At 63.7% G+C, this 22143-nt stretch carries 19 protein-coding genes and 2 pseudogenes; 7 read left to right on the top strand and 14 right to left on the bottom strand.

The window, feature by feature from the left end; all coding sequences use genetic code 11:
- Positions 1-2: 2 nt before the first annotated feature.
- The 3 genes from E9232_RS34030 to E9232_RS35885 all read right to left on the bottom strand — a co-directional run bounded on the left by E9232_RS34030 (position 3) and on the right by E9232_RS35885 (position 1835).
- Complete coding sequence (locus E9232_RS34030; RefSeq protein WP_309801765.1) at positions 3-500, bottom strand: hypothetical protein; 498 nt, start codon at positions 498-500, stop codon at positions 3-5.
- Positions 501-674: 174 nt separating this feature from the next.
- Entirely contained in the window at positions 675-1271 is a 597-nt protein-coding gene (locus E9232_RS34035) for an SOS response-associated peptidase family protein (protein WP_309801766.1), read from the bottom strand.
- Positions 1272-1484: 213 nt separating this feature from the next.
- Positions 1485-1835 (bottom strand): excalibur calcium-binding domain-containing protein, encoded by a 351-nt coding sequence (locus E9232_RS35885; RefSeq protein ID WP_374710708.1) that lies wholly within the window; start codon positions 1833-1835, stop codon positions 1485-1487.
- A gap of 827 nt (positions 1836-2662) precedes the next feature.
- On the opposite strand from E9232_RS35885, the gene E9232_RS34040 reads away from it, so the two are divergent.
- From E9232_RS34040 to E9232_RS34050, 3 genes are all read left to right on the top strand, one after another.
- Positions 2663-3391: a hypothetical protein gene (locus E9232_RS34040; protein WP_309801767.1), complete on the top strand. Its 729-nt coding sequence runs from the start codon at positions 2663-2665 to the stop codon at positions 3389-3391.
- Positions 3392-3467: 76 nt separating this feature from the next.
- Entirely contained in the window at positions 3468-5561 is a 2094-nt protein-coding gene (locus E9232_RS34045) for an ATP-dependent helicase (RefSeq protein ID WP_309801768.1), read from the top strand.
- Between the two features lie 28 nt (positions 5562-5589).
- Positions 5590-5850, top strand: a complete 261-nt coding sequence (locus tag E9232_RS34050; protein WP_309801770.1) for a thermonuclease family protein — start codon at positions 5590-5592, stop codon at positions 5848-5850.
- 340 nt (positions 5851-6190) lie between these two features.
- On the opposite strand, the gene E9232_RS34055 is transcribed toward E9232_RS34050, so the two are convergent.
- A complete protein-coding gene (locus E9232_RS34055) occupies positions 6191-6328 on the bottom strand; it encodes a hypothetical protein (protein ID WP_309801771.1) in 138 nt (45 codons plus the stop codon).
- A 311-nt stretch (positions 6329-6639) separates the two neighbouring features.
- Between E9232_RS34055 and E9232_RS34060 the strand changes: the two genes are divergently transcribed.
- Entirely contained in the window at positions 6640-7038 is a 399-nt protein-coding gene (locus E9232_RS34060) for a VOC family protein (protein WP_309801772.1), read from the top strand.
- A 30-nt stretch (positions 7039-7068) separates the two neighbouring features.
- Here E9232_RS34060 and E9232_RS34065 read toward each other — a convergent pair whose 3' ends face one another.
- From E9232_RS34065 to E9232_RS35890, 4 genes and pseudogenes are all read right to left on the bottom strand, one after another.
- Positions 7069-9222 carry an iron-containing redox enzyme family protein gene (locus tag E9232_RS34065; protein WP_309801773.1) on the bottom strand — a complete coding sequence of 718 codons (2154 nt, stop codon included), beginning with the start codon at positions 9220-9222 and terminating at the stop codon, positions 7069-7071.
- Between the two features lie 228 nt (positions 9223-9450).
- Positions 9451-9639, bottom strand: a pseudogene (locus tag E9232_RS34070) (IS630 family transposase); the annotation flags it as partial.
- A 649-nt stretch (positions 9640-10288) separates the two neighbouring features.
- Positions 10289-11041 carry a DnaA N-terminal domain-containing protein gene (locus E9232_RS34075; protein ID WP_309801774.1) on the bottom strand — a complete coding sequence of 251 codons (753 nt, stop codon included), beginning with the start codon at positions 11039-11041 and terminating at the stop codon, positions 10289-10291.
- Between the two features lie 366 nt (positions 11042-11407).
- Positions 11408-11782: pseudogene (locus tag E9232_RS35890) on the bottom strand (helix-turn-helix domain-containing protein); the annotation flags it as partial.
- 1161 nt (positions 11783-12943) lie between these two features.
- Here E9232_RS35890 and E9232_RS34080 point away from each other — a divergent pair.
- The 3 genes from E9232_RS34080 (at position 12944) to E9232_RS34090 (ending at position 16317) form a co-directional block, all read left to right on the top strand.
- Positions 12944-14887, top strand: coding sequence for a M1 family metallopeptidase (locus E9232_RS34080; protein ID WP_309801775.1), 1944 nt, complete (start codon positions 12944-12946; stop codon positions 14885-14887).
- 229 nt (positions 14888-15116) lie between these two features.
- Positions 15117-15869 carry an SDR family oxidoreductase gene (locus tag E9232_RS34085; RefSeq protein WP_309801776.1) on the top strand — a complete coding sequence of 251 codons (753 nt, stop codon included), beginning with the start codon at positions 15117-15119 and terminating at the stop codon, positions 15867-15869.
- A gap of 31 nt (positions 15870-15900) precedes the next feature.
- Positions 15901-16317: a cupin domain-containing protein gene (locus E9232_RS34090; protein WP_309801777.1), complete on the top strand. Its 417-nt coding sequence runs from the start codon at positions 15901-15903 to the stop codon at positions 16315-16317.
- A gap of 90 nt (positions 16318-16407) precedes the next feature.
- Here E9232_RS34090 and E9232_RS34095 read toward each other — a convergent pair whose 3' ends face one another.
- The 6 genes from E9232_RS34095 to E9232_RS34120 all read right to left on the bottom strand — a co-directional run bounded on the left by E9232_RS34095 (position 16408) and on the right by E9232_RS34120 (position 22120).
- Entirely contained in the window at positions 16408-17187 is a 780-nt protein-coding gene (locus tag E9232_RS34095) for an ATP-binding cassette domain-containing protein (RefSeq protein ID WP_309801778.1), read from the bottom strand.
- A gap of 5 nt (positions 17188-17192) precedes the next feature.
- The gene (locus tag E9232_RS34100) at positions 17193-18179 is read right to left on the bottom strand and encodes an ABC transporter permease (RefSeq protein ID WP_309801779.1); all 987 of its coding nucleotides are present in this window, start codon (positions 18177-18179) and stop codon (positions 17193-17195) included.
- A 58-nt stretch (positions 18180-18237) separates the two neighbouring features.
- The gene (locus E9232_RS34105) at positions 18238-19170 is read right to left on the bottom strand and encodes a substrate-binding domain-containing protein (protein ID WP_309801780.1); all 933 of its coding nucleotides are present in this window, start codon (positions 19168-19170) and stop codon (positions 18238-18240) included.
- A gap of 110 nt (positions 19171-19280) precedes the next feature.
- Positions 19281-20132, bottom strand: a complete 852-nt coding sequence (locus E9232_RS34110; protein WP_309801781.1) for a phytanoyl-CoA dioxygenase family protein — start codon at positions 20130-20132, stop codon at positions 19281-19283.
- A 17-nt stretch (positions 20133-20149) separates the two neighbouring features.
- A complete protein-coding gene (locus tag E9232_RS34115; RefSeq protein ID WP_309801782.1) occupies positions 20150-21208 on the bottom strand; it encodes a LacI family DNA-binding transcriptional regulator in 1059 nt (352 codons plus the stop codon).
- A gap of 6 nt (positions 21209-21214) precedes the next feature.
- Positions 21215-22120, bottom strand: a complete 906-nt coding sequence (locus tag E9232_RS34120; RefSeq protein ID WP_309801783.1) for a sugar phosphate isomerase/epimerase family protein — start codon at positions 22118-22120, stop codon at positions 21215-21217.
- Positions 22121-22143: the final 23 nt, after the last annotated feature.

Consider the following 22143-nt stretch of genomic DNA (forward strand, 5'->3'; position numbering starts at 1 on the left):
TGTCACGCGGCCTTCTGACCGGTCCGCGGATCTGCGCCGTCCTGTAGCCGCTGGAGCAGCTCGATGACGAGATCGGTCCAGAGCCCGGGCTCAAATATCGACGCGCCGACGACGGCGATGCGGCTGTCTGGATCATCGCGCCGAAGTGCGACCAGCAGCGCCAGGACGGTCTCGCCGTCGACATCGACCGTGACGATGCCGTCACCGTGAATGGATGCGCCGATGTCGAGCATCAGGCTGGTGGATGGTCCATGCAGGGCAAGGTCCAGGCGGTAGTCGTGGCCGTCGTAACGCCAGGCCACTCCCCACCAATCTCCGCTCGTTGCGTTCGCCGCATCGAAGCGAACCCGAAGGGCCTTCGCTGCGGGAGCCCCGCTCCTGACGAGCCGCATGATCTCGCAGGCGGCCTGAGTCGCCGGACTCGCGGGAGCCAATGCGACGGCCCGGGCGGCCCGGGACTCCTGGGATTCGATTTCGGGGGCGGGGCTGTGCGTGTTCATCGATTACCTCCAGGGTGGCCATCCCAGACGGCTCGGGCGGCGTTGATGAGAACGAGAAGAGAACATGAACAAAAATAGAACAAACCCGCCAGGAGTCGAGTCGATTCATAAAATGCTACGGATTGGGTCTAGGCGGTGCCGGCAACCACAAGATGTTGAGCGGCGATCTGCAGGCTATGGCTGCGACCCGAATAGGTCCGGCTCGGGATCCGGACCCCGCTCGTCAACGACAGCAGGTGGGCGCGGTGATTTGGCTGGCCAGCGAATCATGCGATCGGCTGGGAAGGGTCGGAGCATCGCCTGTACCTCCTCCAGCGGCCTCTCGACGTCGCCGAACCAGAAGGGCAATTGGTCCGTGGTCAGGATTGCCGGCATGCGATCGTGGATCTCCGCCACGACCGCGTTCGCCGGCACCGTGATCGTGGCGAAGGTGCGGATCCAGGTGTCCGTCCCCTTGACGTTCCAACCGTCCCAGATGCCGGCGACGAACATGCTGGACCCGTCCGCCATCCCGATGGCGAAGAGCCTGCCCTTGGGCTGGCCGATGGTCCGGCGCTGGGCAAAGAAATCGGTCGAGATGATGCAGCGGCGCCGGCGGAAGGATTGAGCGAAAGGCCTGAGTTCGGCGACGGTCTCGGCCCGGGCGTGCAGGTGCGGCCGGGACATGTCGGGCGCGAAGTTGGGCACCAGGCCCCACTTCAGCAGGTCGTATCGCTTCCGCCCGGTCTCGGGGTTGCGCCGGATGACAATGACTTCGGCGCCCTCGACCATCTCCCCCGGCTTCAGGCCGTTGGCGCGGGCCCGCTCCGCCTGCAGGCGGACGAGATCGGCGACACGATCGCTGGCTGTGGTCTCAGAGGAGGCCATTCCGATCCATATAGTAGGGGACAGCGGATTGTCAGCGGTCGCCCCCGGCCAAGGCTCCGCTCACCCGCAAGTTGGCCGTGGCGGGGGCTGCGACGGCCTGAGATCGCGACCCCGGCATCAGTCCCGCAGTGGCGGCCACGGCTCGCACGCGATCCCGTCGTCGTCAGCATCGTGCCGAGCGTAGAAGCCGGGCTGGCCGGCCTGGGCAGGCGCAAGCCCCACCGCCCGTGCTGCGGCGCAGTTTGGGGAGGCCAGCAGATGCTTGATCGTGGCGATGGGCGGCCAAGGGCTGACCATGAAACCGCCCAACACGAGGCCGGCCGTCACGAGGAGGATCGGTCCAATCGGGTACCAACGGCGCAACAGGCGCCGGCGTCGGGTCGTCCACTCCCAGTTCGAGGTGACGGCATGGAATCCCTGCTTGAGGATCCGAGCACGTCGACCCGGATCGCCGCCTGCAGACCTCATCTGGGCATGCCTGCGACCGCCGCTTTAATACCCACCGGGCCGAACCGACGCGGCCCTGTTCCCGCATCGCCTACCTGCAGAATCATACTGCCAGGGGTACTGACATCGGCCGGAGGACCTGTAACCGCCCGAGGAACCGTAACTGCTGGCCGCGCTGTAGCTGCCGACGGCGCTATAGCCACCTGGAGAGCCATAGCGGCCCGCGGTGCTGTAGTTGGGGGCGGTGCGGTAGCTGCCTACGTTGCCGTAGCCCGGCCCCGGGCCGTATCCGCCGGCGGTGCCGTAATAGCCCGGTGGCGGACCGGCCGAACACGCTCCGACGAATGCCAAGCCGATAAGGAGCAGCGCGCTCCTTGCGAGCCGATCGCTCGCTGCATGAAAAATCATCATGAAAATGCCTCCCAGAATGCCGCGATCGTCGCCGATCCGGTGAAGGGAGTCGAGTCGTCCCCTATTGCCGCGTGCCGTCCTGGGACAGCAATTCCTCGCACCGCTGAGGATCAGCCGCCGGGTCGCGGCGCCCTCTCGGCCACCGGTCGTCTCCAACTGCTTCGCCCGCTCGGATGCGGCCGTTGGCGCCTGAGATCCATGCTGCCGGACCATGAGGCCAGCCGAGCGCCAGAGATCGATGTCAGTCGGTATCGGCATGGGAAGTTCGGTTTTTAGGAGGCCTAGCATTGTAGCGCCGCCTCACCGATCTCGGACATCCGAAGACGAACCAGAGTCTGGCGGTCGCTGGTGCGCCTTATCGCCACTGATGCCGTTGCGCCGGGCTCGGTTGACGTTTTGCCAGCGCCCGCTAAACATGCAGAACAGGAGGGCACCAGATGTCAAGAATTGCTCAGGCTTACATTCATTTCTCGATCAGTCCCGATAATCTAGCGAGTTGGGGCGAAGAGGCTGAGCAGTTGTCTTACGAAATAGCCAGCTCTATATTTCCAGAAAATGTGGAAATTATAATTGAATTGGAACTGGGGAGTCTGCGGTCAAGAATTACTGTTATAGGAGTATTAGGTATATTATTTACCGCTTACCAAGGGATTGCGTCTTATTCTGATTTTAAGAATTCCATTTCTGAGATGGTTGAGGATGCTCAAGAGTTTTCTTCGTTGTTTAACGAACAATTTATAGAAAATGTTGCCGCCCCACAAAGTTCAGTCCTGAACAGGCAGCGGCGCACCGAGACTCCAGGACGCGTCAATCGAGCGTTGCTTCGTCTGGAAGCAGTCGAGCGAGATATCTCAACTTTGAGTAACAACGAAGTTCGCGAAGAGTTGGAAAAGATTGCGAAGCTTCTTCGTACCGCTCTTGACGATATGGATGACGAAGAGCGGAATCGAGCAGTCAAAATTATAGCCGACAGGCACCTTCCTCATCTGCCTGGGCGAAATCCGCTCATATCTGCTTTGCGTCCGAAAGAACATCGTGAATTTGAAAAGCTTTATTATCCAGTATTGATTTCCGCGGCACCAAATAATGACTACGTGTCTATCATCCGAACAGGCCGGCCATTAAAAAGTCAGAAACAGAAGCCGAAGCCGAGAATCACGGATTGACTGAGCGGCCACGGCATTCTGGCCGTCTTTTCTCGCGATGCTGATTTTTCGCCACCACGTTGCGAACGAACCGGGAATGATGCTGACTCGTTGGATGAGCTCCGCCGAGTCGACCCCTGAATCGTCATACCTGGAGACGCTGAACTCAGAGCAGCGCGAAGCGGTCGAGCATGGGATCGGCGCCGGAGAGCAGGCAGGTCCGCTGCTGATCATCGCCGGCGCCGGCACCGGCAAGACCGCCACCCTCGCACACAGAGTCGTGCGGCTGATCGAGGCCGGCGCCGATCCGTTTCGAATCCTGCTGCTGACCTTCTCGCGTCGTGCTGCCGACGAAATGAAGCGCCGGGCGGAGTGCATCGCGGTACGGGCCCTGGGCGAAGGCGCGGCCGCGTCGCTTGCCTGGGCGGGCACCTTCCATGCCATCGGCGCCAGGCTCCTGCGCGAGCATGCCGACCAGCTCGGCCTGGACCTATCCTTCTCTATCCTGGACCGTGAGGACTCGGCCGACTTGATGGGCGTGATCCGCCACGATCTCGGCCTGTCGTCGACCAAGGAGCGGTTCCCGACCGCCCGCACGTGCCTCGAGATCTATTCCCGGGTGGTCAATGCGCAGCTGCCGCTCGCCGAGGTGCTTAAGGACACCTTTCCGTGGTGCGCCAGTTGGGGCAACGAGCTGCGCCGGCTGTTCGCCGGCTATGTCGAGGCCAAGCAGGCCCAGATGGTGCTGGACTACGATGACCTGCTGCTGCACTGGGCGCAGGCCATGGAAGATCCGGACCTGGCGGCCGAGATCCGCGACCGCTTCGACTATGTCTTGGTCGATGAGTACCAGGACACCAATCGGCTTCAGGCAACGATCCTGACCGGACTCAAGCCCGACGGCCGCGGTCTGACCGTGGTCGGCGACGACGCGCAGGCGATCTACAGCTTCCGCGCCTCATGCGTCCGCAACATTCTGGACTTCCCGACGCTCTTCTCGCCGCCGGCCACGGTGCTGACCCTCGCCCGGAATTACCGGTCGACGAAACCGATTCTGATGGCGGCGAACGCCGTGATCGACTTGGCCCCCGAGCGCTTCACCAAGCAGCTGTGGTCGGAGCGTGCATCAGAACAGAAGCCGCGGCTGGTCACCGTGCGCGACGAGATCGAACAGGCCCGGTATGTCGCCGACCGCGTGCTCGAAGACCGCGAGGCCGGGGTGCCATTGAAGCAGCAGGCGATCCTCTTCCGCACCTCGAGCCATTCGGGCCACCTCGAGGTCGAGCTGACGCGGCGAGCCATTCCCTATGTGAAGTTCGGCGGCCTCAAGTTCCTCGACTCCGCGCACGTCAAGGACGTGCTCGCCGTGCTGCGCTGGGCGGAGAACCCGCGCGACCGTCTCGCCGGCTTCCGGGTGCTGCAACTGCTGCCGGGCGTCGGCCCGGCCCATTCCAGGCGGGTGCTGGACGAAATGGCTGCGGCGCTGATGCCCATCGCGGCGCTCGCCGGGGCGAAACCGCCCGCGGCTGCGGCCGCCGCCTGGCCGGACCTTACGGCCCTGATGCGGGCGCTGCGCGATCGCGACCTGCCGTGGCCAGCGGAGCTCGACGCAATCCAGCACTGGTACGGCCCGCATTTGGAGCGGATCCACGAGGATGCCGAGATTCGCTCGGCTGACCTGGTGCAGCTGGCGCAGATCGCGACCGGCTCGCTCTCGCGCTCGGACTTCCTCACCGACCTGACCCTCGGCCCGCCGGAGGCGACGGGAGACTATGCCGGGCCGCCGCTGCTCGATGACGACTACCTGAACCTGTCGACCATCCACAGCGCCAAGGGCCGGGAGTTCCGGTCCGTCCACGTGATCAACGTTGTCGACGGCTGCATCCCGTCGGACCTCTGCACGGGATCGACGGCGGAGATCGAGGAGGAGCGGCGCCTGCTCCACGTGGCCATGACCCGGGCGAAGGACGAATTGCATCTAGTCATGCCGCATCGATTCTATACGCATGCCCAGATGAAGCGTGGTGACCGCCACATTCACGCACCGCGGACGCGGTTCATTCCGAACGCGATCGTAGGGCTCTTCGAGAGATCGGCTTGGTCAAGCGCCACCGCGACGGCCGGTTCCAGCACCTCCGCCGCCCAAACGCGTGTCGACGTCGGCGCCAAGGCCAGAGCGATGTGGAATTAGCGGCCGCCCCCTCGAGTTCAGCGATTAGATGACCCGATTCCAATTCTTCCTCGTGCTCGCGCTCCTGTTCACCTCGCCGGCACTGGCCGCCGTCGAGATAGTCGATGGCGACACGCTCCGCATCGACGGCGAGCGGGTCCGGCTCTGGGGATTCGATGCGCCCGAGTCCCGGCAGATGTGCCGGATTGCAGACCGTGAGGAGCCAATCGGCAATGAGGCCAAGGCGGCTCTGCGGTCGATCCTCGCCGCAGGCTCGTTGCGCTGCCAGGTGCGGCAGCAACACGACTAGCATGGCCGGCCAGTCATGGAATGTTGGGCCGGCCAGATCTCCATCGGCGATGCGATGGTCCGTTCCGGCTGGGCCTGGGCCGTCCCGCACTTCAGCAAGGACTTGTACCTGCCGGCGCAGGAACAGGCAGAGCGCGAGAACCGCGGCGTCTGGGCAGGACGCGGGCACTGCGAGGCCCCGGCGCGTTTTCGGCAGCGGCACCGGCGCTGATCTACGGAGCTGCGCACTTCCGGTTTACCTCCGTGTCAGGAATTTCAGAGCGGAGCGCACTGTGGCCCCGTGCCGCCGCTAACCAAGCGCCAGTTGGCTGGACAGCTCCCAACCGAGCCAATCACCTGCGCTATTTGTCGGTCACCAAATCGGCCCCGACGAAGCCGGCAGTCTCAGCGGCGATGGGGCAGACATCCCCATAGTCCTTGAACAGCTTGTCGCGGGCGAACTTGGTCTTGACCCGTCTGGAGGGGGTCTTTGTGAACACCGACTTCGGCCGCCTCGGACAGCCATGCCTTCCAGGCGGCATCAGCCTACTGCCGTCCGCCGAGGCGAACCGCGGCGGCCCGGACCCAAGCAGCACGATTGACAGCGAACTTTCACGCTCGCGGGACAAGCGGCAGGACCGCGATTCTGTGATCGACCAAATTCCAAAACTTCAACCGGCTCCATAACTGCCGCTGTCGATAGGTCTATACAATTCGGCAGGCAAACACTATTATGCAAACGATTTATCCCAATCGAATATAACGGGATAGCGCTAAACAAATCTCCTTAATTCTACGATGGAGCGTTAAAATGAGCAAAACACCATTTGGATCGGCGCCAAACCTCGCTGGCCTAGATCATTTTGCCATAAATATAAGAGACCTTCAGGTTTCGAGCAATTGGTACAGCGATATCATGGGCTTTGAGGTGCTTCATAAATGGACCACAACTTGGATGATTGGACGTGGCAACATCAAGATTGGTCTCTTTCTAAGAAAAACAGCCAATCCTATACCAAATCCCGACGAACTTTTGTTAATACAGCACGTTGCATTTCTCGTAGACGGAGATAAGTTTGGCCACACCGTTGAATATCTCCGATCAAAAGGTGTAACAGTCGAGGGCCCCGAAGATACGGGAATAGCATTCTCCGCTTTCTTCAAGGACCCCGACGGTCACTCCTTGGAAGTTACCACTTACCACGCATGATGCATTGTCGGTGTAGGTACGCAGAACTGCTCAGTGTACCGCCCCCATTCCAATCAAGTGCCGACGCGGCCACCCTCGCCCGCGCGCAGCGGCGATCGCGCTCTCAAGTCTTTGAGCATCTGCTGGGTTGAGAGTAGGTAGCACGTCAGATACTCGAGGGCCTTCCCCGGGCAAAAGGGCACCAGCAACGATCCACGCGCGAAAAATCTCCTTCTCCGCCGCCGTGAATATGCGCTCCATCGGTCCCCCGTTGCTTAACACCCGCGAGAGAAACATGCTTCGGTCTGGATCAAATGGCACAACCCAACCATTCCCTTTAAGGACCTTCATCACCGCCACAGAGTCAGCAAAAACGGAAGCGAAGGCCATCTCCTTCCCGTCCGCGCCTGTCATCGAAATGCCACCATGGGCCGTCATAGCGTCTGCGGCCCTATCTGAGATCAACTTGGCAACCTCTTCGGGCAGGTCACTAGGCTGGACATCATCCGGCAACGGGTCGATACAGGGACGGTCTGTCATTTGAATTGACTCGATCCAATCCAGCACCACGCTCTTATCTCGTTCGCTAAACACCTCGTACATTGGCCCATTGAACTCCATTAATTGCAGGAACTTGCTGTAACGGGGGCTCGCAAGGTCGATGTAGCCATGGCGCACCAGCGCATCCAGCAGCGCCTCAGGATCATCGAAGAGCTCTGAAAGGGCCCGGCCACCGATCGATTTACCGCGGTGCACATCCCTCGCGATGGGCGCCTTCTTCTCCACAAGCTTGATCATTCGCCGCCTGTAGTATTCTTTCACATCGGGCCAGCAAACCTTCTTATTCGGATCCGAGCTTCTGTTGATCTGCTTCCGCTCTATGATTAGAAATCGCTCAATCATCGCCATCCCCATATCACCTATTGTGAGCCAGGTGATATAGCCGTTACGAATACGCGCCCAATGCTCTTGGACAGCCTTGTCGCCTCCCTCCTCTCGGATATTCTCCAAATAAAGCTTTACTGCCTCCTTCGCCAAAGCCCCGTGCCCTTCGCTGATATTGTCTATCGCAACGTGTAATGCGTAAAATAGAGGATTGAAACCACGGCCAGCGTACATCCTTACCGATGACGTGAGTGTCGGCGTAGCCTCCCATTCCAGATAGAGAGTCATTCCCAGAATCTCTGGGAAAAACGCTTGCGGAAATCTGCCAATAGCCAGCTCGAACAAAGGCGATGTGAACGCACCCGGCAAAAAGTCCTGCTCGATAAACTCGCGCGTGGTTATCGGAGGCAGATAGATATTCTGGCCCTTCAAGAGTGCATCGTAGACATTCGGGTGGTTCTGACTGACCAAGCCATTGCCCGCCTCGTCGTTCCATATTGCGAAGAGATTCGACTGAATTTTGCTGGTAGGACCAACGGTGAGAATGTTTTGTAGCCAGCCTCCATCGATAAGATTGAACGGAGCCGCCTGGAGCATCCTGGCTCTTGGGCATGCGTCTGAGACTCTACCTATCGGATACCTCCTTGTAGTCACGCCGGTTTCATCATAAGTTCGTAGAATTCCAGTATCAAACCAATGTGTATTGTACATAGACAAAAGAAGATTGTTGTATATATTCTGCATTCGCACATCAAATTCTTCAGAATCGTAGTGTGTAAAATCGTCTATCGGCTCGTACTCACTATCCTTGAGCGGTTTCTTTGCACCTTCATCCAGATAGTGCTGTGCCAGAGCCTTTGCATCCGGCAGAAAATCGGGGTGATCCTCGATGTTCATCAATTGATGAAAATACACTGGCTCGTTCGCAAGAAGTTCGGCTGGCGTAAGGTCTTTTGAATATGGAGTCGTTTTGCGCACCGCCGTCTTGGCCTCAAGTACTGATATTGCGACCGGAATTGGCGTTCCAGCTGCGATCCAGTCTTCAACTAATTGCCGATCTGCAGCCAGACGAGCGCCCATCGGTCTAGATGGTTTCAGAAAACTCGTCACAAATCGACTTTCAGATGGCCGCCCAGAGACTACGTATGTTCCATCACCGGCTAAGGCACTCATAAAGTCCTCAGTAGTGGCGTTTGCCTTGTTCAGCCACCAAGCCACCTCCTTGCCGGCCACGACCCTCGACTGGTGAGCCACCTCAAGTACGGCAATATCGCGCCATCTGTCGATGAAATTGCGCATGGCTTCGCCTTCATTTGGCATAGCGTCCTCCTAGATTGTAATTATTTAAAACTACCACTTCGCACACAAATACAGTTTACGATGTATTCAACTAATTCCGTCACTCGGCAATTTACGATTTCGGCAGCGATGAATGTTTCTGAGCTTGCGCGCGAGACCAACGGATTGTGCGTCTGGATGTGCTCGACGATGAACCGGTTGATGGTCGCCTGGAGGTCGAGTAGGGATCGGAACACGCCTCGCATCAGAGGCGGCAGACAACGTGGTCGTTCCGTGGTGGTTGTGGTTCATGGTGCCGGCGCGCCCTGACTTCATCGGTAGGCCCGGCTGGGTGCGCTCGAGCGCCTGGATCTGGGCGGGAGGATCGACACTGAGCACGACGAGATCATGCACCTTGGCGACGAGGGCAGGATCAGTCGAGAGCTTTGAGCGGCCCCAGCCCGTGCACCTTCCCGATCTCCTGCACCGCTCAGATGGCGAAAGCACAGGCATTGTCCACGGCGCGAGCCGAATGCTGTTAGATCTGGTGAGCGAAGCTGAAGCAGAGTTGTACCGCGCATCAACGCTGTTCCAGCGGCTGGTGCCGGAAACGAGTGCCCGACGAGGACTTGTCCTCGCATATCCGCGAGCTTCGCTGAATCTCACTTTTTACAGCGCCTCGAATGCGCCTTGCAAAAGGGCTTTCCTCAAATTCTTAAAAATTGTAGCAGTACATAGGGGTCGTTGGCAAACCGGATTCCGGATCGTTTGAGACGTGAACCGAGTCGCGCGTCTCTGCGCTGCAGCCGGACTATCTGCAATCGATCCAGGCCGGGGATAACGCAATGATCTGATACGATATCCCGGGATTGCTTGGGCGCACGCGTGAATCATTTCGACGTAGGGGTGGACCGGCGTTAGATCATGCTCCTGTTGCACTGCGTGCTGCCGCGCAACAGCAAGGAGAAATGTCTCCCGGCTCAAAAGGAGGCCGAGAGAGCGCGGCGAGGAATGCGGGCCGCGAGAGCAGCTGCGAGGCAACGGCGCGACTTCGGCAGGTGCATGGCAGATCCATGTAGCTTTGCTTTCCATGGCACAGGGCTGCTGATCATCGCGTCGACAGCCCGGTCTCGAAATCAACCCCGGCGTAGCCGATCGCCTCGGCTGCGACACGGCAGATGTCCCCGTAGTCCTTGAAGATCTGATCGCGAGCGAATCTGGTCTTGACCCGCAGTTGCAAGCGATTGTCGTCTAGGCCGGTGACGGTGGCCTCGTCCAACCAGGACTTCCAGGCTGCCTCGGCGCGGCCGCGGCTGAGGCGCTGTGTTCCGGCTCGAATCCACGCGTCTCGATAGGCGTCGAGAATGCCGACCGCGGCCCGACCTTCCATTGTCGGTGGCATCTTCTGCTCCGCTTGGCTGCCCCTGCCCTCGGCAGCGTTGTCGGCCGGCACCGCCGGCGCCGGGCATGCGCGCGCAACCCGAAAGAGCTGGCGCAGGTTTCGGGATAGATCCCAGGGCCGCTCGGATGTCGCGAACCGTGTGAACCAGCCGCCCGGGTTGCGCTCCGGTCGGTCGGGAGAGACTGGCGTGTCGCAGGCGATGATCCATCCGAGGATCGCGTTTCCGCCCCCGTGGCGGTTAACGGCCCAAGACCAGATGCGGTGCGGGTTCCGGACCCCGGCCACGGTCGCCAAATAGTCCCGGGCGACGATCGCGTTCAGCGTGTCCAGGGGCTGCGATCGAAGCTGGTCGCGGTCCACTAGCCGCCGGAGTGTCGGCGACCCCTCCCACGCGACGAGAAGAGCCCTGCGCACATGCTCCGCCTGGATGAATGGAGCCGAACCAGGGCTGGCGGACAAGCTTGCTCCACCTGGGCTGCAGTCGGCGGCCTGTCGGCTTGCTCGAACTCTAACGTCCGAGGCACCGGCTGAATTGGCTGCGGCCGGCTTGTCCGGCCGCCTACAAAATTGACTGCGCGAAGCGTCACTCTGTTCAACAGATATCGCTGGTTCAATGTCTGTTTCTGTTGTCCCTGACACTATGTCAGGGTTCCCTGACACTATGTCGGAAGCGGCAGGCCTAGCCACGACACCGCGGCGTCGCGGATGCAGTCGGCGGTCCTTCTCCTCGGCGTGCGCGTCGAGAACGGATGCGGCAAGTTGACAGAAGCCCGAGAGATCAGTGTGCGAGGTGCGCCACCTTGGCGGCAGAAAACGACGGATTAGGCCGGCCGCCTCTAGGCGCGACAGCGAACGCGCCACTTGGCGCTCGGTGTAGCCGGTATCCAGAGCTAGGCACGGAGTCGAGGGCCACACAGTGGTCCTACCGGCATCCAGCGCGGCTTGGTCGATATGGCGGATGAGACCGCAGAGGACGGCCTTGTCCGCCTGCGTCAGGCGGGCAAGCTCCGCCAGGTGGTGGCAGACCCACGCCGCGTCGATCAGCGCCAACTTGTTTTGTGCCGCTGGCCTGGATCTAGGGTACGGGTGGTCGGTTGCCGGCTGCATAGCAGCGGTCATGCGGGAGTCTCTCCGGATTGAGGGTGAGTTTTCCCGCGCCGAGAATCGGCTTGGCCTTGACCGGCGGTGTGGGGAAAGCATATCGTCGGGATTGCGAGTTCTGACGATATGCGGATCCCCGGCCGGGTTATCTCGGGCGGGGTTTCTGCTGTTTGGAGTTGCTACGTCATCGCTGCCCCTCCTGCGGATCCTGGCATGCGAATCGGTAGCGACGGCGCTTGCAGGCGCCGCTCCCACCCACTTCCACAATAAGCGCGAGTCGATGCTTCAGCTTCACGAGCTGAAAGCCGAACAGCCGCTCGTGCAGTGGCGCCGTTCTCGGCTGATTGGCGCCGCCTCTTGGCGACTGGCCCGCAACTGGTACGCAACATCCGCTAACGCCCTGATGTTATGTGCCCTTAGCTGCATACCTTTGCTAGCGTATGCGCCTGTTTTTGCTCGAAGAACCTTGCGTTCGGGACGTAGAAGCCGGAGGTTCGAATCCTCTCACTCCGACCACCGCCGCATGGCTTCCCGGGCCAGGCGGCACCTCAAGCAACCCGGTTTCCCCCGAGCGGGATGGCCGGTCAAAGGCATCCTCAGGTATCACGCAGTTGAGACCTGAGGCCGGGGACAAGGTCTCCGAACCTCTCTCCAAGCTCCGCCAAATACGCATCGATCGCCTGGACGCACCCTGCGGCGGACGCCGCGCCGGACCTGCCGATCCGGTCATCAGGGTAAGCGGCGATCGACCTGCTCCCCTTCCGGGCGATGGGATGCCTGGCTCCAAGACCTTTTACGGGGTTGATGCACGATGCGGCGTCATCGTGCGGCGCGCAGCCGTACATCCGCCGAGATTTTAGGAAAACTTTTAGTCGTCACGGCGTTCACACAAACTTGGATTCTCGATTCTTTGCGCCCGCGCCTTCCTTTCAAGATGAGATATAATATAAATTTAGCTAGAATTAGATATTGTGGCCTTGCGTATCCAATGGATGCATGGGTCGCGCGAATCGTGCTTTAAGCGAGTCTCATCGGTCTCACGAATTCCTTCTTGGATCGCGCGCGAAAGCATCGGCCGGGTCACCGTCGAAGCGACAATGGTCCGCGACGGCGCCCAGAGGGGCCATTTGAGGTCAAGGGCCCCGGGGCACCCCAGTCGTCGCCCTTAGGCCATGCGGTCAATCCTGAGCCAACGGAGGCGGAAAGCCCATGACGCGGATCAGCCGAGTGTTTCGTTCTCGCATGTTGTCGCTTCGTCCCGTGCCGACCCTTGCCGCCCTGCTCCTCGCCACCCCGGTGCTGGCAGCGGACTACCAGCCGCGCGAGGCCTTCGCGCCGCGGGAGATGGGCCAGGCGGTCAACCTCTATCGATCGGGCAACGGCGCGCCCGGCCCGGATTACTGGCAGAACCGCGCCGATTATCGGATCAAGGCGACGCTCGACCCCGAGACCCCGTCCCTGAGCGGCGAGGAGGTCATCGCCTACACCAACAACAGCCCGGACGCGCTCAGCGAGCTCTGGCTGCAGCTCGACCAGAACGCGTACCGGCCGGACAGCCGCGGCACCTACGCCGCCGGCAAACCGGACAAGGGCTCCTCCGACGGCTACGTGCTCGACGACGTCTCCGTCGAACGCGACGGCAAGACCACGCCGGTGTCCGTCCTGGTCAGCGATACCCGTGGGCGCATCCCGCTCGGCACGCCGCTGGCGCCGAAGGGCGGCCAGGTCAAGATCCACATCCGGTACCATTTCACCATTCCGGGAGAGGAATGGGGCGGGCGCATGGGCTGGGGCAAGGCCAAGGACGGCCCGATCTACAGCCTCGCGCAATGGTATCCGCGCATGCAGGTCTATGACGACATCCGCGGCTGGGACACGCTGCCCTTCCTGGCCCAGGAATTCTACCTGGAGTACGGCGACTTCGACTACGAGATCACGGTGCCGAGCGCCATGATCGTCGCCGGCTCCGGCGAATTGAAGAATCCCGATGAGGTCCTGACCAGGGACCAGCGCGCCCGGCTCGACAAGGCCCGCGCCAGCGACGCGACGGTGACGGTCATCGGCCCGGACGAGATCGGCAAGGCGGCGACGCGGCCGAAGGCGGACGGCACGCTGACCTGGCATTTCGCGATGAAGCACACCCGCGATGTGGCGCTGTCGATCTCGCGGGCCTTTGCCTGGGACGCGGCCCGCATCAACCTGCCGGACCACAAATCGGCGCTGGCCATGTCGTTCTATCCCGCCGAGAGCCAAGGGACCGACCGCTGGGGCCGGTCGACCGAGTACCTGAAGGATTCGGTCGAGCGCTTCTCCGCCCGCTGGTATCCCTATCCCTGGCCGGTCGCGGTCAATGTCGCAGGGCCCGACAACATCTCCGGCATGGAATATCCGGGTCTGCTGTTCGACGGCATCAGCGATGCGGGCAAGGACCTGTTCTGGATCACCGCACATGAGATCGGCCACACCTGGTTCCCGATGATCGTCGGCTTCGACGAGCGCCGCGACGCCTGGATGGACGAGGGCTTCAACACCTTCATCGACGTCTACCAGTCGGACGACTTCAACAAGGGCGAATACGCCCCCAAGCGCGACAGCGAATACGCGCCGGGCGGCGGCAATCCGGCCGACGAGATCCTCGCCGTGCTTAAGGACCCCAATGCGCCGATCATCCTGTCGCGCGCCGACACGATCCTCGAGAAGTACCGCCACCCGGTCACCTACTTCAAATCGGCCTTCGGTCTCGTGCTGCTGCGCGAGCAGATCCTCGGGCCCGAGCGCTTCGATGCCGCCTTCCGCGAATTCATCGCCGCCTGGGCCTTCAAGCACCCCAAGCCGGCCGACTTCTTCCGGTTCATGGACAGCGCCGCCGGCGAGGATCTGTCCTGGTGGTGGCGCGGCTGGTACGACCACAACTGGTCGCTCGATCTCGCCGTCGACAAGGTCGTGCCGGGCGACGCGGCCAACGGCACCGTGATCACGGTCGCCGCCAGGGACAAGCTGGTCATGCCCGCGACCCTGCGCGTCGATTTCACCGATGGCAGTCACCGCGACTATCGCCTGCCGGCCGAGAGCTTCATCCGCCAGGCGGCAACGACGGTGACGACCGAGGCCGGCAAGACGGTCGCGCAGGTGCGCCTCGACCCCGACGACAAGCTGCCGGACGAGGATCGCAGCAACAACGCCTGGAAGGCCGGCGCGAAATAGGAACAGCGGTCTCGGAAGCGGGCGTCACGCCAGTGGCGGCTGCCGGCCCGACCTATGCCAAGGGCCAGGATTTCCCATCTTTCGGTGTGCCGGCCTAGCGGTCGGCACAATTGCCGAGGGGCTCCGGAATCCGCAGTCTGGCATCTCGGCTCCAGGCGTCGGCCGTGTGGTGAAGGAGAGCGCTCCTCGATCGGACGACGCCGGGCGCCCTGACCGCCAGAGGTGAACCATGAAGATCGTCGTCGTCGGCGGCAGCGGGCTCATCGGCTCGCGTATTGTGGCTTTGCTGCGGGCATCGGGCCACGACGTCCTCGCCGCCTCCCCCAGCACCGGCGTCAACACCCTGACCGGAGAGGGGCTTTCCGAAGCCCTGGCCGGCGCCGAGGTGGTCGTCGATGTCGCCAACTCGCCCTCGTTCGAGCCCCAGGCAGTGCTCGCGTTTTTCGAGACTGCCGGCCGCAACCTCCTCGCCGCCGAACGCGCGGCCGGAATCAGCCATCATGTGGCGCTCTCCATCGTCGGCACCGACCGGATGCCGGACAACGGCTATTTCCAGGCCAAGGTGGCGCAGGAGCGGCTGATCAAAGCCTCCGGCGTGCCCTACACCATCGTGCGGGCCACCCAGTTCATGGAATTCCTCGGCGCCATCGCCGGCTCGAGCGTCGCGGATGGGGCGATCCGTCTGCCCGGCGGTCTCTTCCAGCCGATTGCCGCCGCCGACGTCTCGGCCATCGTGGCGGAGACGGCGGCCGCCGCGCCGCAGGACGGCACCTTCGACATCGCCGGCCCCGACCGGGCTCCCTTCGACCGCATCATCGCCCGCTATCTCGAGGCCGTCGGCGACACCCGCCCCGTCGTGAGAGACCCCAAGGCCCGCTATTTCGGCGGCACCGTCGAGGAGACCTCGCTGGTGCCGCTGGGCAAGGCACGGCTTGGCCGCATCTCACTCGACGAGTGGCTGCGCGACCATCGCCCCGCCTGAAATCGACATCACCGATCAAGGACACTCCGCCATGAAACAGGCCGTTCTCGCGGCGCTCCTCGTCGCCATCTCCTCAGGCCCGGTCTTCGCCGATACCCCGGGCTCCAAGAATGCCAGGGTCACGCTGGTCTACGAGCACGCGTTGCCGGACCTGCCCGGGAAGAGCATCAAGGGCGTTCTCGTCGAATACGGGCCGGGCGGCTATTCGCCCGCGCACACCCATCCCAAGTCGGCGCTGATCTACGCCACGGTGCTGGAAGGCGCCGTCAAGATCCAGGTCAATCAGGGGCCGGTCCGCACCTTCAAGGCCGGCGAGAACTTCACCGAGCTGCCCGGCGACCATCACGGCGTCAGCGCCAATGCCAGCGAGACGGAGCCGTCCAAACTGCTCGCGGTCTTCGTCGTCAACACGGACGAGACGGAACTGGTGACCCCGGACCCGAAGTGAACGTCGCCGTGTGGCCGCGTCCTCGCCGCGGCCACACGCGATTTACCCCTCATTCCGCAGTGGAGCCCGGCGAGAGCGCGCCACAGACGGTCATTGTGCCCGCACGACGCCAGCGGAACCGTCTTCCGCCATTCCCGTGATGATCCGCTCGACCTCCTCGACATTGGTGTGCCGGGGATCGATGTCGTCCGCCACCACGCGGCCGCGCCGCATCACGACGATGCGGTCGACCACCTGGAAGACATGGTGGATGTTGTGCGCGATGAAGATGCAGGAATGCCCCGAATCCCGGGCGTTCCGGACGAAGCGCAGCACCCCTTGGGTCTCCGCCACGCCGAGGTTGTTGGTCGGCTCGTCGAGGATGATCAGGTCGCTGTCGAAATGCATGGCGCGGGCGATCGCCACGGCCTGGCGCTCCCCGCCGGACAGCGAGCCGATCGGCGTGCCGGGCGGGATGTCCTTGCTGATGCCGACCCGCTTCAGCAGGTCGCGCGCCACCGCGTCCATGGCGGCGTGGTCCATGCGGTTCAGCAGGCGCGGCCCCCGGATCGGCTCGCGGCCCAGGAACAGGTTGCGGGCGATCGACAGCTGCGTCACCAGCGCCGAATCCTGATAGATCGTCTCGATGCCCTGGGCGATGGCGTCGGTGGTGCTGCCGATCTCGACCTTGCGGCCGCGAATGAAGATGTCGCCGCTGGTCGGCGGTATGGCGCCCGAGAGGATCTTGATCAGCGTCGACTTGCCGGCGCCGTTGTCGCCGAGCAGCCCGACGATCTCGCTCTCGCCGACGGTCAGGTCGACGTCCTCGAGCGCCCGGACGCGGCCGTAGAACTTGCTGATATGGGCCATGCGGATCAGGGGTTCGGCCATCGCTGTCAGGTCCCCGCCTGGTGCCGGCGTTCGAGCCAGGAGTGCAGCGCCATCATCCCCAGGATGATCGCGCCGATGAAGATGTTGTAGGCGAGGCCGGGCACGCCGATCAGGACGATGCCGTTGCGCATCACCCGCAGGATGAAGATGCCGAGCACGGTGCCGAGGATGGTGCCGCGCCCGCCGCTCAGCGCCGTGCCGCCGATCACGACCATGGCGATGACCTCGAGCTCGTAGCCGGTGCCGCTGTTCGGGTTGGCGGCCGAGGTGCGCACCGAGCTGATCACCCCGGCCAGGGCGGCCATCATCGACGACAGCACGAACAGCGCGATCTTGGTGCGGCCGACCCGCACGCCGCGGGCCCGCGCGGCGCCGGGATTGCCGCCGGCGGCCTGGATCCAGTTGCCGGCCTTGGTCTGGTTCAGCACATAGCCCATCGCCAGCGCGGCGGCGATGAACCAGAACAGCGACATGTAGATGCGGAAGCCGCCGACGAAGAAGTCGCCGGCCAGCAGCCAGGCCAGCCAGTTGCCGCCGGTGTTCCAGGTCCGCTGCGGGAAGCCGTCGGTGATGAACAGCGCCGTGCCGCGCACCACCAGCAGCATGCCCAGCGTCACCAGAAAGGACGGGATCTTCAGCCCGGTCACGAACCAGCCGTTGACCAGCCCGATCAGGGCGGCGACGGCCAGGGCGGCGACGAAGCCCACCTCCAGCGGGGCGGCGCCGCTGTTGAACAGCGTCCACATCAGCACCGGGGCGAAGCCGAAGACCGAGCCGACCGAGAGGTCGAACTCGCCGGAGGTCATCAGCAGCGTCATCGCCAGCGCGATCAGGCCGAGCTCGACGGTGAAGGCCAGGGTGTTGCTGATGTTCTGGGGCGAGAGGAATTCGGGGTTGATCGCCCAGAACACGGCGAGCTCGACCACGAGCAGGACAAGGGGCCCGAATTCGGGCTTGGCCACCAGGCGGTGGACGATCGAGCGGTGTTCCAATGGACGGTCCCGAGAAGGGGTCTGCGCGGCACCTACGGCCGCGCAGACCTGTGGAGCCCTACTTGCCGGAGAGGATCTTGTCGTAGACCGCCGCGGTGTCCTTCTCGTACAGCGCGCCGGTGATGACGTTGAACCCCGGCGGGACGCCGCCGGACGCCATCGCCGCCAGCGACAGGGCGACGTAGCTGGTCGCCTGCGGGTCCTGCCACTGCGCCGCGTTGACGTAGCCGGTGAGGACCTCCTGGGTGGTGTCGAGCGAGTTGCCCCAGCCGACGACGGGGATCTCGCCCGGCTTGACGCCGACCTGGTCGAACACGCGCTTGATGCTGCCGGTCACCAGGTCGCCCAGGCCGATGACAGCCTTGATCTTCGTCCGGTTGGCGGTCAGGTAGTCGACCATGCGACTGATGATCTCGGCCTGGTCCAGCGTGGAATCCGTCACCTCCCAGGTGATCTCGAGCGGCTTGAACACGCTGGCAATGCCTTCCTCCTCCTGCACGCCGTAGGTCGCGCCGGGGACCTCGACCGGCAGCCAGACGAAGTCACCGGACTTCACCAGGCCCTTGTCGACCAGGTATTGCGCCCAGTGCCGGCCGAAGGTGGTGTTGTCGCCGCCGACATAGGCGTCGAAGGCGGCCTTGGGGTCGGGGGTGTTGAAGTTGATGATCGGGATGCCCGCGGCCTTCGCCTCCTTCACCACCTCGATCAGGCTGCCCGGGTCCGGGCTGGTGGTGACGATGCCGTCCGCCTTGGCCGCGATCGCGGCGCGCACCGCCTCCTGGTGCGACGGCACGTCGCCGTTGTGGAACGAGGTGTTCACCGTCTGGCCGGTGTCGGCGGCCCATTGCTTGGCGCCGGCCAGGAAATAGGTCCAGACCGGATCGGCCGGCGATCCGTGCGAGATCCAGTAGAAGGTCTTGGCCTGGGCCGCGGCCGGCGCCGCCAGCGCCAGCAGCATGCCGCACAGCAACAGCGTCAAACGTCTGAACATGCGTTTCCTCCCCTGTTATCGCCGCCTTCTCGCAATCGACGGGCGGACATGGATCGAGACTGACACGGCAGTGGGCCGCCCGGCGATGCGGATCGCTCTGGCACCCCGCTTCAGCGCGCTGCGGTGCCTTCCGGCTGCGTCTTCGCCTCGACGGTCTCGTCGCGCTCCGGATCGAAGAAGGCGCGGTGGCCAGCGTCGAGCGTCAGGCCCATCGCCTTGATCCGGTCGTCCGCCACCCGCTCCAGCCTGGTGTAGCCGGGGTGGTGGTGCGCCTTGTACGGGTCGTTCCAGGCGGCGTTGTAGCAGCACAGCATGACGTTGCGCGAATGCTCGGACTTGTTCTGCTCCGACGCGTGCAGGGTGTTGGCGTGGAAGAAGCAGACGTCGCCTGGCGCCATCTCCATGTAGTCGCGCGGCATCCGCTCCAGCGCCTGGTTCACCCGCTCCATGTCGGCGCCGGTCTGGCCGCCGACCCTTCCATGGTCGATCCGGCCCAGCTTGTGGCTGCCGCGGATCATCTGCAGGCAGCCATTCTCCCTGGTCGCCCGATCGACCGCGATGGCGACCGACAGCATGTCGGGGTAGAGGCAGCCATTGTTGTACCAGTAGCCGTAATCCTGGTGCCAATCCCAGGCACCGCCGGCGCGCGGCCGCTTCATCGTCAGCTTGGAGTGGTAGTGGTAGACCTCGCCGCCCAGCAGCCGCTCGGCGCCGTCGACCATGCGCTCGCAGCGGGCGAAGGCGCCGAACAGGTCGTCGCCCGGGTGGTTCCACAGCGCCAGCTCGGTCGACCCGCCGAGGCTGTCCTTCAGCGCCACGACATGGCTGCGAATGCCCTCGTCCTGGGCGATCGCCTGCTGCAGCAGGCCGATCTCCTCGGCGTCGAAGAAGCCGGATTTGACGACATAGCCGTCGCGCCAGAAGGCGGCGCGGTCGGCCTCGGTCACTTGGGGAAAGGGCATGGGGTCCTCCTCCGGCCTTACGGCAGGTTCTCTCGCGTGAAGATCTCGATCCGCACCGGGGCGGCCGGTTCGGCCGGCCCCGGCCGGGTGTGGTGGCCCAGCAGCAGCCGCAGCGTCTCCGCCGCCTCGGCCCGCGGATTCTGGTTGATCGCGGCGTCCATCACGCCGTCGATCAGGAAGCGGCGGGTGTGCGGCGTCAGCTCATGGCCGATATAGACGAGGTGCGGCGCGTCCGCCGGCCGGCGGCGCAGCACCTCGGCAACGCCGCGGTTGCCGCCGCCGATGTTGTAGAGGCCGATCAGGCCGGGATGGGCGTCCAGCAGCCGCGCGGTCACCGTAGCGCTCTGCTCGACGCTGTCATGGCCCTCGACCAGGGCCGGGACAGTCAGGTTCGGGAAGCGCTCGCGCAGCACGCTGCGGAAGCCGGCCTCGCGCTCCTCATGCCCGCGATAGGCCAGGCTGCCGGCGATCAGCCCGACCTCGCCCTTGCGCCCCGCCAGGAAGCGGCCCATCAGGTCGCCCGCGGTGCGGCCAGCGGCGCGGTTGTCGACCCCGACATAGCCGATGCGGGCCGATTGCGGCAGGTCCGAGACCATGGTCGCCACCGGCACGCCGGCGGCTGCCAGCTCCGCCACCGCCTCCCGCACCGCCGGGTGGTCGAGAGCGATAAAGCCGACACCGTCGCTGCCCCGGCCGATCCGGCGCAGCGCCTCGGCCAGGGCGTCGGGGTCGAAGCCCTCGATCAGATGCCGCCGCGGCTTGACGCCGAAGGCGTTGAAGTCCCGCTCCGCCGCCAGCACCGCCTCGCCCAGGTCCCGGATGAAGGTGTTGCCGCCGGCCGGCAGCACGATGTCGAACTGCAGCACCCGGCCGCGCGACAGCTGGCTGGCGGCCAGGTTGGGGGCGTAGTTCAGCCGCTGCACCACCGCCTGGACCCGGCTCGCGGTCCCGGCGTTCACGCCGTCGCGGCCGTTCAGCACCCGGTCGACCGTGGCCAGGCTGACGCCGGCCTCGCGGGCGATGTCGACCATGCGCGCCTTGTTGCCGGCGTCCGTGGCGGTGGTGTCCTGCTTCATGCGGCCTCAGACCCCCAGCGCCCGCAGCTTGCCGTCGATGAAGGCCTTGGCGCGGGGAACGTCGGCCTCCTCCAGATGCTCGATGATCAGCGGGATGTTCGGGTGCCGGCGGGACAGGCGCCGCAAGTACAGATCATAGTTCAGCGACCCCAGCCCCGGCGCCGGCAGTTCGATCTCGCCGACGCCGCGGAAGCTGTGCGCCTCCGACGCGTCGATATCGGCATGCTTCTCCGACTTGTCGGTGCCGGACCGCTTCACGTCCTTGGCGTGGGAGATCCGGATGCGGTCGTCGAGCGCGTCGAAGATCCGGTTCAGCTCGCGGTCCATGCGGTCGATGTTGTGGGATTCGAAGTAGTTGGTCGGGTCCATCAGCAGGCCCAGGCCCGGGCTGGGAACGTCGGCGAACAGGCGCAGCGTCTCGTCGACCGAGCCGATGACGTTGTTCACATAGGTCTCGAGCAGGAAGACGGCGCCGTGGTCATAGGCGGTGCGGGCCAGGTCCTCGACCACCGCGCGGCAGGCTTCGTAGCCTTCCTCGGTCTTGTTCTTCGGGTGGTGCACCCAGTCGCTGTCGGTGGCGAAGGTGCCGGTCTCGCTGATGACATAGGGGCTGCCCAGGTCGCGGGCATGGCGGATCAGGGTCCGCAGATGCTCCAGCTTCGCCTGCTGCGCCGCCGGGTCGGGGTGGACGATGTTGGTGTAGCCGCTGATGGCGCTGACCGGCAGGTCGTGATCGCGGAAGGTCTCGCGGATGGTCCGGCACTTGTCGCGCGTGATCGCGCCGGTCGACAGGTCCATGTCCTTGAAGGCGAGGTCGAGCTGGACGGTGTTGAAGCCCAGCGAGCGTATCTTCTTCGCCGTCTCCGGCAACGAATAGGGGAAATACCCGGTGAAGATGCCGACCTGGATCATGACGCGTTCCTCCGTGTTTTCTC

It is taken from the genome of Inquilinus ginsengisoli (genome assembly GCF_031453975.1).
Taxonomy (GTDB): Bacteria; Pseudomonadota; Alphaproteobacteria; order DSM-16000; family Inquilinaceae; genus Inquilinus; species Inquilinus ginsengisoli_A.